General features: G+C 63.4%; 11 protein-coding genes and 1 tRNA gene. 3 read left to right on the top strand and 9 right to left on the bottom strand.

The genetic code is table 11. The annotated features are described in order from the left end of the window. Positions 1–77: 77 nt before the first annotated feature. The 4 genes from H4W01_RS15865 to H4W01_RS15850 form a co-directional block, all read right to left on the bottom strand. Positions 78–692, bottom strand: coding sequence for a pyridoxamine 5'-phosphate oxidase family protein (locus H4W01_RS15865; protein ID WP_209612258.1), 615 nt, complete (start codon positions 690–692; stop codon positions 78–80). 71 nt (positions 693–763) lie between these two features. Beyond that, positions 764–1783: an alpha/beta fold hydrolase gene (locus H4W01_RS15860; RefSeq protein ID WP_209612256.1), complete on the bottom strand. Its 1020-nt coding sequence runs from the start codon at positions 1781–1783 to the stop codon at positions 764–766. Between the two features lie 7 nt (positions 1784–1790). Then, positions 1791–2840 (bottom strand): SLAC1 anion channel family protein, encoded by a 1050-nt coding sequence (locus tag H4W01_RS15855; protein ID WP_209612254.1) that lies wholly within the window; start codon positions 2838–2840, stop codon positions 1791–1793. Then, positions 2837–3373, bottom strand: coding sequence for a DUF4437 domain-containing protein (locus tag H4W01_RS15850; protein WP_209612252.1), 537 nt, complete (start codon positions 3371–3373; stop codon positions 2837–2839). The genes H4W01_RS15855 and H4W01_RS15850 overlap by 4 nt, the downstream gene beginning before the upstream one ends. Positions 3374–3663: 290 nt before the next feature. Here H4W01_RS15850 and H4W01_RS15845 point away from each other — a divergent pair, with 290 nt between their 5' ends. Beyond that, positions 3664–4581: an SDR family NAD(P)-dependent oxidoreductase gene (locus H4W01_RS15845; protein ID WP_209612250.1), complete on the top strand. Its 918-nt coding sequence runs from the start codon at positions 3664–3666 to the stop codon at positions 4579–4581. Positions 4582–4665: 84 nt separating this feature from the next. Then, complete coding sequence (locus H4W01_RS15840) at positions 4666–5514, top strand: SDR family oxidoreductase (RefSeq protein ID WP_209612248.1); 849 nt, start codon at positions 4666–4668, stop codon at positions 5512–5514. 166 nt (positions 5515–5680) lie between these two features. On the opposite strand, the gene H4W01_RS15835 is transcribed toward H4W01_RS15840, so the two are convergent. From H4W01_RS15835 to H4W01_RS15820, 5 genes are all read right to left on the bottom strand, one after another. Continuing rightward, on the bottom strand, positions 5681–7675 hold the full coding sequence (locus tag H4W01_RS15835; protein WP_334685305.1) for an Atxe2 family lasso peptide isopeptidase: 1995 nt from the start codon (positions 7673–7675) through the stop codon (positions 5681–5683). A gap of 107 nt (positions 7676–7782) precedes the next feature. Beyond that, positions 7783–10380: a TonB-dependent receptor domain-containing protein gene (locus H4W01_RS15830; RefSeq protein WP_209612246.1), complete on the bottom strand. Its 2598-nt coding sequence runs from the start codon at positions 10378–10380 to the stop codon at positions 7783–7785. A gap of 417 nt (positions 10381–10797) precedes the next feature. After that, a complete protein-coding gene (locus tag H4W01_RS22865; protein WP_334685304.1) occupies positions 10798–11199 on the bottom strand; it encodes a tyrosine-type recombinase/integrase in 402 nt (133 codons plus the stop codon). Positions 11200–11366: 167 nt separating this feature from the next. Continuing rightward, positions 11367–12155, bottom strand: a complete 789-nt coding sequence (locus H4W01_RS22860; protein ID WP_334685303.1) for a tyrosine-type recombinase/integrase — start codon at positions 12153–12155, stop codon at positions 11367–11369. A gap of 166 nt (positions 12156–12321) precedes the next feature. After that, positions 12322–12412, bottom strand: a tRNA-Ser gene (locus H4W01_RS15820). A 108-nt stretch (positions 12413–12520) separates the two neighbouring features. Here H4W01_RS15820 and H4W01_RS15815 point away from each other — a divergent pair. Further along, positions 12521–13432 (top strand): peptidylprolyl isomerase, encoded by a 912-nt coding sequence (locus H4W01_RS15815; protein ID WP_209612243.1) that lies wholly within the window; start codon positions 12521–12523, stop codon positions 13430–13432.

Raw genomic sequence — 13432 nt, 5'->3', positions numbered from 1 at the left:
CGAACGTCGTCGGAACCTTCATGTGTGCTGAATCTCGGCCCCTGGCCTAAAGAGGCGTGCGGAGCATTAGACACCCGTCACGGCCTAGCACGAAGCGTTTCCACCTCAGCTTCGAGAGCGCGCATCTTCTCCCGAAACGGCACCAGTGCTTCCTCGAGCTCCAGCTCGCTGAACCGCGGGACGATATGTTGCGGACAGTTCCAGTCGAATCCCTCGATTTGGACGATCAGCCCGCGTTCGACGGCCGCCGAGCAGCCGGATTGCAGCGGCTCCAAAAGCTCATGCTCCCCGGCAATGTCGACCGCTCGCGCACGCCCGATCAGCTTGAGCCGACGACGATGGGGATAGTCCATCAGAAACAGACAGACGCGGTCGTTGCCCGCAAGGTTGCCGACCGTGATATATTGGCGGTTCCCGCGGAAGTCGGCAAAGCCGATCCTGTTCTCGTCAAGAATCTTCAGGAAGCCTGGAGGGCCGCCGCGGTGCTGGACATAGGGCCATCCAGTCTCGGATACGGTCGCCATATACAAGCTGTCGCGCGTCGAGATAAAGTCTCGCTCGGTGGCACCCAGCCGGTCGTTGCCTGCAGCGCCCGATTCCACCAGACGCGCGTAGCTCGCCCGTGAACCCATTGATTGCTGAACGGCCTGGACCTCGGGCGTGAACATCAGTTCGGCGAAGCGGTGAGTCATTCGGCATCTCCTTCCAGCCGCATTTGTTAGATTACCAATCGGCCTATGCGGGAACCGTGGCCGGGTTTCCGTTAAAGCGATGCCGCAGTGACAATCGCCCGAGCAAAGGCGTGGGGTGCCTCCTGCGGCAAGTTGTGCCCGAAGCCTCCCCCAATGAGTTGGTGGCCATATTTGCCGACGAACTTGCTTGCATAACGGGCCGGCTCCGGGTGCGGGGCGCGGTTGGCGTCGCCTTCCAGTGTGATGGTGGGAACGTGGATCGTCGGAGCAGTCTCAAGGAGCCGTTCGGTCCCGTCATATCGCGCCTCACCCGACGCGAGCCCCAGCCGCCAGCGATAATTGTGAATGACGATCGCGACGTGATCCGGGTTGACCAGCGAGGCGGCCGAGCGTGCAAAAGTTGCATCATCGAAGCGCCACTCGGGCGACGCCGTCTGCCAAATCAGCTTGGCGAAGGCTTGCCTGTTAGCGTCGTAACCGGCCCGGCCGCGCTCGGTGGCGAAATAGAATTGATACCACCAAGTCAGCTCGGCGCGAGGAAGCAGCGGTAGCGCTCCAACTGCCCTGTTGCCGATCAGGTACCCGCTCACTGAAACCAGCGCTGCGCAGCGCCCGGGCTCACGGGCGGCCACGCAACAAGCGCGCGCGCCCCAATCGAAACCCGCCAGAATCGCCGAGGGGATCAGCAATGCGTCCATGAGTGCGACGACGTCCGATGCGATCGCCGCTTGTTGCCCGGTCGCATCGTTGCGAAAGCGCGTGGGCCCGAAGCCGCGGAGATGCGGAATGATGACACGAAAACCGGCGGAGGCGAGCAACGGCGCCACCTCCGCAAAGGCATGCACGTCATACGGCCACCCGTGTAGCAGAATGACAGCGGGTCCGTCCCCGGGCCCAACCTCGAGATACGCGACATCAAGGACCCCGGCGATGATCCGTCGCGGCTCCGCCAAGCCGCTAAGCTCGCCTCGCGCCGGTCTGGCTGGCTTATTCGCCGGGATTGCGGTTGATTCCTCGCCGAGACCGAGCGGTGCCGCGCCGACCGAGCGCGGCACGCGTTCCAAAAACCGCCGCCGGTTATGATCGGTCATGTCGGCCTCACTGGCTCAAAGCCCTTAATTCGCCAAAGGCGATGCCGACGAGCGTACGGATCGTGAGGGCGGCGATCACTGTGGTGGCCAGCGCCAAAAGCAGCCACGCAATCGAGTCGGCGACAAGGCCGGGTCGCGCCATGGCGAAGCGAACCGCACTCGCCGCCGCCGCGGCCAGCGGGAAGCTGACCGACCACCAAGCTACCCGGAACGGGCAGCAGTGCAAAAGCTGGCGCAATCGGCCGAGCAACACCGCGAGCAGGAACAGCATGATCCAGAACAGCGCCTCTGCGAAGAGATCGACTTGCCCGGTAGTCGCCACATAGGAAGAGAGTCCTACGCCGAACGGCGCGACCAGGATCAGCAGCATAGGCTGGAGCGGCATGGTGAGCGGTTCCTCGAACAGCAGCCGCGAAAACAGGATCGTGAAGAGGGGGAGCGCGAAGAACAGCCCGATCGCCAGACAGGCGACCATCACGCCATGAGCCGCGGGGAGGTTCAGGCTCGGCAGCGCAAGCGGCACGTCGATCAAGCCGACGACCGGAACGATCCATGCCGGCGTGGCGAGAACCGCTTGCTGGCGCACGCTCATCCAGCGATCGACAATCAGCCACGCAAATCCCACCATCGCGACCGCGCCAACGCACCAGAGCGACTGGGCGACCAGCAGCGCCGTCGGCGCGATCACGATCGGCAGCAGCAAAAGGCTGACCAGGATCGTGCCGAAGAGATTGCCGGCGACCGGGTGATGGAATTCGCTGCGGACCACCTCGAAGGCGGTCAGCGCCTTGAGGCAGTAGGCCGATCCCAACAAAAGGAACCAAGCCACCGCAACGATCCCGATCACCCCCGAAATGCGCTCCGAAACGGGGTAGGCCTGCGCCGCCAGCTTCCATGCGACGCTGAGACCGGTCAGCCCCATGACCGAGCCGAAGAAGCCGACCGGAAGATAATCGAAATACCTGACTTTTGGCGGAACGACGGCGGTTTCGCCCGTCCAACAGGCCTTGAGCGCCTCGGCCGTCGACCGTGATGGCGGCGTGCCGACCGCCCTCATGGGTGGTGCGCCGGATCTCGACCCAGGGTCGAGGGGGCGGAGACCACGCGAAGGTCAAACGCGCCGTGCGACGTGACGAAAATCAGGCACGGCTCCCGCGACAGGCATTTTGTCGTGTGCGGCTCATTGCCACGCTGAAACCAGTAGGACCCGGGTCGCAGCGGACGATCGGGCTTAGCTTGGCGCTCGTTCGCAACGACCCCGGTCACGACGACGCCGTAATAATCCGAGCTATGAACGTGCAGCGGGCTGGCGTAACTGCCCGGCAGCCTGATAAAATTACTATGCGGCCCGGCGGCGGGGTCGCCCCAGGCTTTGGCGAAGGTCAAACCCTCCTTGGTTTGATAGAATTTAAGTTGCTCCACAGGAATATTCGCGGACGTGCGCACCGTCGGCGAAGAGGCCGCGATCGAGGCGACGGCGCTCACGCAGATCGCGCTGCCCAGCAGGGATGCCCGCCAGTTGCGGAAACGAACCCGTCGCAACGACGTGTTCGGATTTGTGCTGCGCATTTCAGGCTGCTTCGAGTTCATGCTGCGCTCCCTTGCTGGGCGTCGGTAGTCTCACGGATCGCGGCGGCCCAGGAACGGCCGCTTTGTGCTCTGCGTGGGCTCTGGTTAGCGCAGCGGCGCTGGAGCGCTCAGCAAGTTGCCGTGAGCGAAAGTGAGAACGCGTTGGGCCGTTGTCCGAACGAGATCGTTCAACCAGTCACTGGTCGCGAAGCGATCTGGAAATTCGCTCGCCTGATCATGATCTAACAGCGTCTCACGCGACATTTTATCCGAATTGCTCGATTGCGGACGCCGTTTTTGAGGAAGTAGTCATGCAGCGTCTTACCACAGCTTTCGGATTTCACTCGACCGCCGCTGAGGTTGCCGGGAACGTTGATCTCGCCGGAAAGCGCGTGCTCATCACTGGCGGTGCTGCTGGCATCGGACTGGAAACCGCGCGTGTTCTGGCGCTTGCAGGTGCCGAAATCGTCCTCGCGGTGCGCCGCCCCGAGGTGGCTCGGCCGGTTGCCGAGCACTTGCGTCAAACGACCGGCAATCCTGCGGTCGAGGTATGGGCGCTCGATCTATCTGACCTCCGCTCGGTCCGGGCGTTCGTGGATGACTGGGCCGGGCCGCTTCATGTCTTGATCAACAACGCCGGCATCATGGCTGTGCCGGATCTCGAGAAAACGCCTCAGGGGTTCGAGCTGCAATTCGGCACCAATTATCTCGGCCATTTCGCGCTGGTGCAGGGTCTGCAACGCTCGTTGGCGGCAGCCAAAGGCGCACGCGTAGTCTCGGTAAGTTCCAGCGGACATTTCTTTTCGCCGGTACTCTTCGACGACCTCGGTTTCGACTTTGTACCGTACACCCCGATTGGGGCCTATGGCCAATCGAAGTCGGCGACAGCGTTGCTGTCAGTGGGAATCACTCGACATTGGCGCGACGATGGGATCGTCTCGAACGCGCTCAATCCCGGTGCTATCGCGACGGGCCTACAGAAGCACACCGGCGGGCTGAAGACCCCTGTCGAGCGGCGCAAGACGCTGGAGCAAGGAGCCGCTACCAGCGTCTTGCTCGCCGCCTCGCCACTCCTTGACGGCGTCGGCGGCCGCTATTTCGAAGACTGCAACGAAGCGGAGCAGGTTGCGAAGCGTCCGACCGATTTCACCGGTGGCTACGCAGGCTACGCCCTCGACCCCGACAACGCTGAGCGGCTGTGGACCCTATCGCACCAGCTGGTTGCCTAAGACCTAGGTCGCCCTTGAGCGACGCGTGGCGCGGCAGGCTGGTAACACCGAAAATGCGGCATCCTGAGCAACGAAGGGCATAAAATGACTAAAGCAGTTCTCATCACCGGTGCCTCTTCCGGCATTGGTCGGTCGACCGCGCAAAAATTCGAGAGCGAGGGATGGAATGTCGTGGCGACGATGCCCGATCTTTCCGTGGCCCATGGACTGGTCGAGTCGTCTCGGATGTTGATTACAGAGCTCGACGTGCGGCACGAGGCTCAGTGCATGCGGGCCGTCTCCGCTGCGACCGCTCGTTTCGGCGACATCGATGTACTGCTCTCCAACGCGGGTTTCGGCCAATATGGCGCGTTCGAGGCAATCTCCACCGAGCAGATTCAGGATCAGTTTGCGGTAAACGTGTTCGGTGCGATGAACGTGCTTCGCGCCGTGCTCCCAGGTTTTCGAGCGCGTGGAAAGGGGCTTGTCCTAGTGACAAGTTCCGCTGGTGCGAAGGTCGGTCTACCCACGTCCGAATTGTACATATCGAGCAAGTTCGCGCTCGAAGGTTTTTTTGAATCGATCTGGTACGAGCTCCGCGCGATTGGCGTTGGCGTCAAGCTGATCGAACCCGGCGGCGTCGCAACCGACTTTCATGCTGTCGCGGACCGCAAGACGACGGCAGGCGGCGGCATCGAGGCCTACGAAAACCTGTATCGCAAGGTCGTCGCCAACCGCGACCGGATCATTGCCTCGGGCGAGTTGGTCAGTCCCGAGGATGTGGCGGAGGTGATCTTCGAAGCCGCTACCGACGATGTCGCGCGGCTTCGCTATGTGGTGGGGAAGGATGCAGAGGCGTTGGTTGCCGCAGTCCGAGAAAAGCCGGAAGGCGAAGTGCCCGGCCTCATCGCCCGGCAATATGGCCTCGCCGATCTCGCTCCGGCTATCGCGTAAGCAGAGACTTTTCCAGATGCGGGACTTTAGGCTAACATTGTTTGTGAGGCTCCCCGTCTCTCCGTCCCGTCGCCGCAGCCGCAGTGACTGAAGATTCGACGGCTGCGGGTAGCAGATCGCTGCCGCGCGACGTGGTGCTTTCCGAGCGTTAGGTCGCGTCATGGTTTCACTGCCTTCGGCGCGGAAGTATCGAGCAGTCGGTGCATTCCATGCGAAGCACGTCCCAACGCGCGACCTCGTCAGCTCGGTCGGCTGCCCTCACCTCGTTCAGCCAATAGTCGAACCAGTCTAGCGACCGTGTGTAGACCGCCAGCCGGTGGGCTGGCTGCCATTTGATGTGATGCTCGTCCGGAAAGACATAGAGGTCGATCGGACGCCGCTGCTCGCGAAGTGCCGTGAAGCTCTGGAGCGCGCCCCACATCTCATCATCGGGTACCTGCGCCAGGATGGGCGCGGTTATGGTCCTAGCGTTGGGAGAAATAGCGATCTGCCGCCAGAAATCCTCGGCCACCGCGCTGTGGTCGGTCGTTCTGGGATAGCCCATGGTGGCGAACTGTCCGGCAGCGCCCGGTCCAACGCGGACCGGCATGCTGGTATCCCAGCAGCAGTTGCTTATCGCATAGACCGAGAACAGGTTGCTATGAAGCAGCGCGAACTGCACCGTGGAGGCGCCGTCGCTGAGGCCGGTGAGGCCGATCCGCGCCGGGTCGGCGATGCCGCGGGAGATCACTAGGCGGACTGGCATCTCGACAGCCTCAAGCACGCTGCGGCGATCGGCAAAGTCCTTGAGGTTGATGCGGTCGGCCTCGACATAGTCAGGCGCGGCCTTCATCCCGACTGGGGTCGGCTTGTCCACGCTCAGTACCGCAAAGCCGCGATTGGCGAAGGCCTGGATCGGATAGTCGTCGCCGGTGCCGCCCCGCAGGAACCCCCGCGAATTGTATTGGACCACGACGAGCGGATAGCGCTTGCCGGGCACATAGCCGATCGGAAGGACCAGATCGGCGAACGACGGAAGCCCAAAACTGTTGGTCGAGCGCAGGCGTTCGACGCGCCCGAGAGTCAGATTGGCAAATTCGGGGTTGGGATCGAAGACGATGTCACGCTGGCCGCTTGCCGGATCGAGCCGCTCGAGCCGGCGCGGCTGGAGAGCGCCCTCGCGCAGGCAATCGATCCCGTCACCGGACGGGACGCAGCCGAGCAGCAGGTCCTCCGTGCGGTATAGCCGACGTACGCTCCTAGCGCCCGGTGTCCACTCATACACGGTGGTTTCGCTATTCTTCCAACCCTCGTACCGCAGGAAGCGGACCTTCCCGCTGGCCCACCACGGGTAGCGTGACCCGGCACATTCGGCCGCATCACATGAGACGACGCGTCCGCGCGTCCGGACGGCGAGTCGCCCAAGCAAAGGATAAGAGGGCCGCGCGGGCATCTGCACCATCGCCATGGTGCCAGCAGGACCTACTGCTTCCGCCCATTGGCCTTCCTGCATTGATGACGCGTCAAGCTGCGCGGCTTCGCCCTGCGTGGCCGCACGTACCTTCCTGCTCTGCGGGTCGAGGAGCCATGCCGCTTGTGGGATCGGAGCAGGCGTGAACGGGCGGTTGCTGGAGGCAGGCGAGAATCGATCGTCGTAATGGAATCCCGAGAGGCCCTCCCGGTCGATCGCGACCTTTGCTTCGCGGAGACCGGGCCGGGTACCGTAGACGATTGCCGACCCGTCGGCCGTGAAGCGAAAGTCGTCGATATCATCGACGCTGTCCGTGATCGCCTCGCTTCCGCTGCCATCCGCCTGGGCCCGCCACAACTGGACGGCACCCTTGTCTCGCCGTCGATAGACGATCCAGCGACCGTCAGGCGACCAGCGAGGCGTGACCGCGTCCGCAACCCCGACCGGAAAATCTGCCTTGCCGCGCGAGTCGAAGCGGCGGAGCAGGAAGTCGCCGCCGCGGTCGACGACCTGGATTTTTCCCCTAGGGCGCAGCTCGACCACAAGCATCGCCAAGCAGAAGCTGTTGGTGGTAGGGTCGCCGCGGCGAAGCTGGAAAGCCGCCCGCCCACCGTCCGGCGACACTGTGAACAGGCCGCCATATTGCTGGGTGGGATCGACCGGTCCGATGTCGCGCAGGCGAACAAGATCCAGCGGGACAAGGGCGCGCATGGGTTGCGCTACCGGGACCGCTGGCGGCATGAGACCGGCGCAATCGGTCGCGGCCCATGCTATGCCCGGCACCATGAGCGCGGCAGCGGCTGCCCCCATTCGGAGTCTCACCATTTCTTCGTCACCGAAAGGCTGACGAAGCGGCCGACCGGGGACTGATTGGTCGAGTCGAAGGCGACATAGGAGGGATCGGACACCCGGATCGGATCGGGTTCCTCGTTGAGCAGGTTCTGAACTGAAAGCCGGAATTCGATATCGCGAAGCAGCCCCTTGTCCGCTGCCGGATGGAATGCGCCGCTCAGGTCCAGCGTCGTGAACGCACCGATCCGGGTCGCGACCGGGAAGCGCTTGTCGAGGTTGCTGCCGGCATAGTTCAGCGACGCCGACACCTGCAGCGTCGACGTTTCCCAACTGGCCGAGCCGCGCGCGCGAAACTTCGACGGGGTGAAGATGATTCCCGACGTGGGCTGTGAGGGAAGGCCGGCCGCCACTTGGCGATTGGAGTCGAGATAGCTGGCACTGGCGAGCACTTGGAGCCTGCCGTCGTGCCCAAGCTGTGCACGATAGTCTATTGCCAGGTCGACGCCTCGGATATGCTCCTGGGCCGTATTGCGCAGGCTTGAGTCGATGACAGCCACGACCTTTGCTGGATCATAAGGCTGGCCGCTCTGGTTCGCGAGGCCGGTGTCCGAGGTCGCGATCAGCGATTGCAATGTGCTTGTGGTGGGCGAGAATTGCACGAAGCTCGCCACAGCCGGATTGGTGAGAGCCGAAAGGACGCTGCTGATCGGAGATGCGATCCGACCGCGATAATTGATGTCGAACCAGTTGGCCTCGACGCGAAGTCCGTCGAGGAAGCGTGGTTTGAACTCGATCGACAGTGTCGAACTGGTCGCGCGCTCTGCACGCAGGTCGGGATTGCCGCCCCCGATCAACAGCACCGTTGAGCCTGGCGGCAAGGCAGGCACGGGTTGCGGCGCGAACAGCGCGGCGCTGAGCAGTACCGCTTGGCGGGCCTGGTTCACCTGGTTTAGCGTCGGGATCTTGAAGGAGCGCCCCCAACTGTATTTCAAGGTGATGTCGGGATGCGGGGCGTAGACCAACCCGAGCTTTGGCGTTGCGACCTCGTCAATGCCGGCGTAGCTCTCGTATCGGACCGCAGCGCTCAGGCGCAGCGCCTCGAGCAGCGGTCGCCGGTTGGCCGGTCCGATGAGCGGCACTGACAGTTCCCCATAGCCGAACAAGCTTTGCCGCCGTTCGCTCGCATCGCGGCTGACGGTCGTGATGCCGCCGGTGGTAGATCGCACGTCGAAGTCGAGCCGGAAGCGGCGATAGCCTCCGCCCAGTGCGAGGCGTGCATCGCCACCAGGGAGGCGGATGAGCGGCCCCTCGGCGCTTGCCTCGAAGTTGGTCAGGTAATCGTCGTAGGTCGATTCCCCAACGAGGAGCGCGCCGCTGGTGTAGCGTCGCGCGTTTACGGCGCTTGAGCTTTCGCCCTGCGTGGCCTGAAGCGTAGCTTCCCAGCCGCCGCCTGGCCGCAGATGTAGCGAGGGCGTGATCGCGTAGGACCGCGTGACCGGCTGACTGACTTGGCCGAGAAAGGTAAGCGGCGCGGTGACCGAGAAGGCACTGTCCTTACGAGATCGACGATCGGCGAATTGTGCGTCCAGTTCGAACCAAATGCCGTCGGCGATGGCCTGGTGGCCAGCCAGAACGGCGCTCACCTGCCTACTTCCTGTCCCGAGCATCTGTTCGGGTCGAAGACTGCTCGTGTACGATCGCTGGTCGGCATAGATCGGCGTCGCCTTGCTGTACTCGACCGCAGCTACGAATCCGCCCCCCGTCCAGCGCTTGCCAGCCAGGCCGGAATATTGCTGCTGGACATCGCCGCCCTGGGTTGCGGCTCCGATCCGCGCGCTGGTCCGGAGCCCGTCATAATCGCGGCGCAAGCGGAGGTTTGCCACGCCGCCGACGGCGTCGGAGCCGTACAGTGCCGAGGCCCCGTCGGTGATAATTTCGATCTGCTCTAGAGCCGCGAGCGGGATCGTCGAGATATCGACACCTTGGTTGACGGCGTCATAAGGAAGGCGGTGGCCGTTGATCAGCGTCAGCGTTGCGTCAGAGCCCAGCCCGCGAAGGTTAAGCGTCGTCGAGTTGTTCACATTGCTGTAGCCACCCTGGTCACCGCCCCCCACGACCCCGGGGTTTTGCCCGCCGGTGAAATTCTGGGGGATGACCCGCGAAACGCTGGCCATGTCGGGGACGCCCTGCTCCTCCAATTCCCGGGGCGTGAGAACCGTAACAGGAGACGGCCCGGTAGCGCCGCGGATGCGGGTGCCGATCACCGTGATCGTCGCGCCGGTGGTGCCATCCTCCGCTGCCTGGGGACCCACCTTGACGACAAGCGCCCCCGCTTGCTCGTCTACGACCAGATCGCTCCCGCCGAGCGCGAGCCGTACTGCCTGCTCGACGGTGAAATTGCCCCGGACCGCCGGTGATCGCCTGTTACGCACGTCATCGTCGGCGAACAGGATCTCCCGTCCGGCGCGGCGGGCGATCGCGCGCAGCGTCGTCGCAAGCGATTGTGGCGGCAGATCGAACGCCACCTGCGCAGTTTGCGCGCTTGCTGGCGAGACGATCAGGCACGCCTGGACGGCGGTCGCAGCAAGCAGCGCAGAGCAATATGTTCTTTTTAAGCTCGTCATTCTTTCCCTCCCATCGCCGGATGCTCCGGCGTTGGGAGGGTTGACGCAGCGCATTGGGAACTACGGGGCCGAGGGTGCAAATATTTTCCGTGCCCGCGCAGGCGAGGTTCGAGCGTCCCCGACTATCAGGCTGTCCGGAAGCGTCTCTGACCGCTCTCACGGCTGAGCAGTATTAGGATCACGCCTGGGGGAGCTGGAGACTATTTCTCCCCTCGGTTCGTGGTTAAACAATTGCGCCAGGAACTCAGTGAAGGGGCAAATGTTAGGAGCGTTGAGTTTCTTCACGGAGTTTGCATCGACGATGAGCAATCATTGGAATTTATCGCTGTGCAGTTATTAGGACTTTTTATTGTTTATTTTAAGTTATTATGTCTAACTGAAAATACGTTATCGTGCCGATTTGCTGGAGTATGCTCGCTACCCCCCCAGCGATGACGAGTGGACACGCTGTTGAAGAGGAAAACAGAAATCTGGCTCGACAGGCGCCGGCAAGCGCCGCCGTGAGCCCAGGCCGATTTCCTTGACTGGCCGATCGACCAGAGCCACGGGATCGGGCAGGCCTTCGCTGAGCATATCGGACCAGATTGCCGCGAGTTCCCTACGGCGGGGCATATAGGCTGCCCGGTTGTAGGCACCCTCAACCCTGTCCTTTGGAACATGGGCGAGCATCAGGTCGATCACCTTGCGGTCATGCGGATCGCCGTGACGCTCCGCCCATTCGTTCATGATGGTGGAGAAGGCTGCGCGAAATCCATGCGGCACGTGATGCCCGTGATAGCCGGCGCGGTTCAGCAGATAGCCGATCGCATTTTCGCTCATCGGCCGGTGCGCATGGCGGTTGCTGGGGAAGACCAGCGTCCGCCGCCGGTCAGCGGCCAGATCGCCCGCAATACAGCGACAGCCTGCGGCGTGAGGGGCACGAGGTGGTCGCCCCCCTTCTCCTCCTTCCGGTCGAGGTCACCCTTCATCCGGGCCGACCGGATGCGTCAGAGCGGCAGCTTGCCATCCAGGTCCTCGAATTTGTCCCAGTTCGCACCGCGGAGTTCGCTCGGCCGAACTGCGGTAAGCGCCAGGAATCGTAGCGCCAGCCGCGTGACCGGGCGGGCATAGTCTTCCTCCGCGGCGATGATCATCTTCCGCAGCGGCACAAGGTCAGTGATGGCCGGCTGCCGTTCCTTGCGCAGGGGCTTCAGGGCCGCTCCGAGCTTCTCGGCGGGGTCGTCGTTTGTGATACCCTTGGCGATGGCGTATACGAATACGGCGGAGATCCGTTGCCGGATACGCTTCGCTGTCTCGATCGACCCGCGAGACTCGACCTCGCGCAGCACGCCCATTACAAGCGGCGGCGTCAACTGGGTGATCGGCAGGCAGCCGATTGCGGGAAAAACATCCCGCTCAAGACTACGGATGATGTCAGCCGCATGGATCGCAGCCCATTGCGACTTGCCATTTTCGTGCCACTCGCGAGCGACACGCTCGAACGTCTGGCGCGCAGCTTCCAGGTTCGCTTCAATCTTGAGCTTCTTGACCACGGCCGGGTCGTGACCATCACAAAGCACGGCGTAGGCTTCGTCGCGCTTTGTACGTGCATCGAGCAGGCTGACCATCGGGTATATCCCGAAATTCATGCTCTTCTGCTTGCCGTCGTAGGAGTAGTTCCAGCGCCACAGCTTCCCACCGCTGGGCTTCACCTCAAGGTACAGCCGGTGGCTGTCAGTCAGCTTGTAGGCCTTATCTCGCGGCTTTGCGCCGCGCAGTTTTGCATCATTCAGCATTCTTGGTCTCCGAAGCCACGTTTTCGCGCACCGAAGCCACGTTTGAAGCCTTCACGTTCAGTGGAGGCGTGCGGACGTGACCGGACGAGTCGAAGCCGTAAGCATCGGTTTCAAAGGGAGAATTTCAATCCTTGCGGACTTCTGCGGTCCCCTGCGGAGGGGCCGCTGGCGGAGCGGGAGGGATTCGAACCCTCGATACGCTTTTGACGTATACTCACTTTCCAGGCGAGCGCCTTCGACCACTCGGCCACCGCTCCGCATGTCCTGGACAGAACGGTCGCCCTAGAGGGTCCGTACGCACTGTGCAAGCGCTCTGCTGCATGTGGGGATTGCGCAGGGCCATAACGGCGTGCCACCGTAGGGATATGTCCATGTTGCTGCCGATTTTCGCCCTGCTCGCCGCCGCTCAGACCGCCGCCAGCCCACCATCTGCGCCTACGCCCAAGCCCACCGCCGCGCAGCTCGCCGCTGCGGCTCCGGCGGCGGCGTGGGCGGCGATCGATCCCAAGGATCTGCTGCTGCTCGATTTTGCTGATGGCCAGCGCAGCGCCATCTGGCTCGCGGCTGAGTTCGCCCCCGCGCATATCGCGAATATCCGCACGATCGCGCGCAGCGGCTGGTGGGGCGATGCGACGGTGTACCGCGTGCAGGACAATTACGTCACGCAATGGGGCGATGCGAGCGAGAAGAAGCCGCCCGCCGCCGGCATCGATCGCCATCCACCCGCCGAATATGAATGGGCATGGGGCGCGCACGGCCGCGCCGTCGCCAATCCGTATCGCGATGCCTATGCGCCGCGCACCGGCTTCACGCCGAGCGGCTGGGCAGTAGCGGGCGACGGCAAAGCGCAATGGCTGCCGCACTGTTACGGCATGGTCGGCGTGGCGCGCGATCTTGCACCCGACACCGGCACGGGCGGCGATCTTTATACCGTAATTGGCCACGCACCGCGGCATCTCGATCGTAACATCGCGTTGGTCGGGCGGGTGATTGACGGCATGGCGGCGCTATCGGCCTTGCCGCGCGGCAATGGCGGCGGGCTTGGCCTGTATGAGGATGCGAAAATGCGCGTGCCGATCAAGCGCATCGTCCTCGCCGCCGATCTGCCGCCGGGCGAGCGGCCCGCATATCAGTATCTGCGGCCCGACACGCCGGTGTTCGCCGCCACGCTGGAGGCACGCGCCAATCGCGGCGGGCCGTTCTTCACGGTGCCGGCGGGCGCGGCAGATCTTTGCAACCTGCCGGTGCCGGTGCGCAAGGCCCCGGCACCGCGCTGA

The sequence above is a fragment of the Sphingomonas sp. PL20 genome (assembly GCF_017875905.1).
GTDB lineage: Bacteria > Pseudomonadota > Alphaproteobacteria > Sphingomonadales > Sphingomonadaceae > Sphingomonas > Sphingomonas echinoides.
Note: the sequence above shows the minus strand (reverse complement) of the source record. Positions and strands in the feature narration are given on the sequence as shown.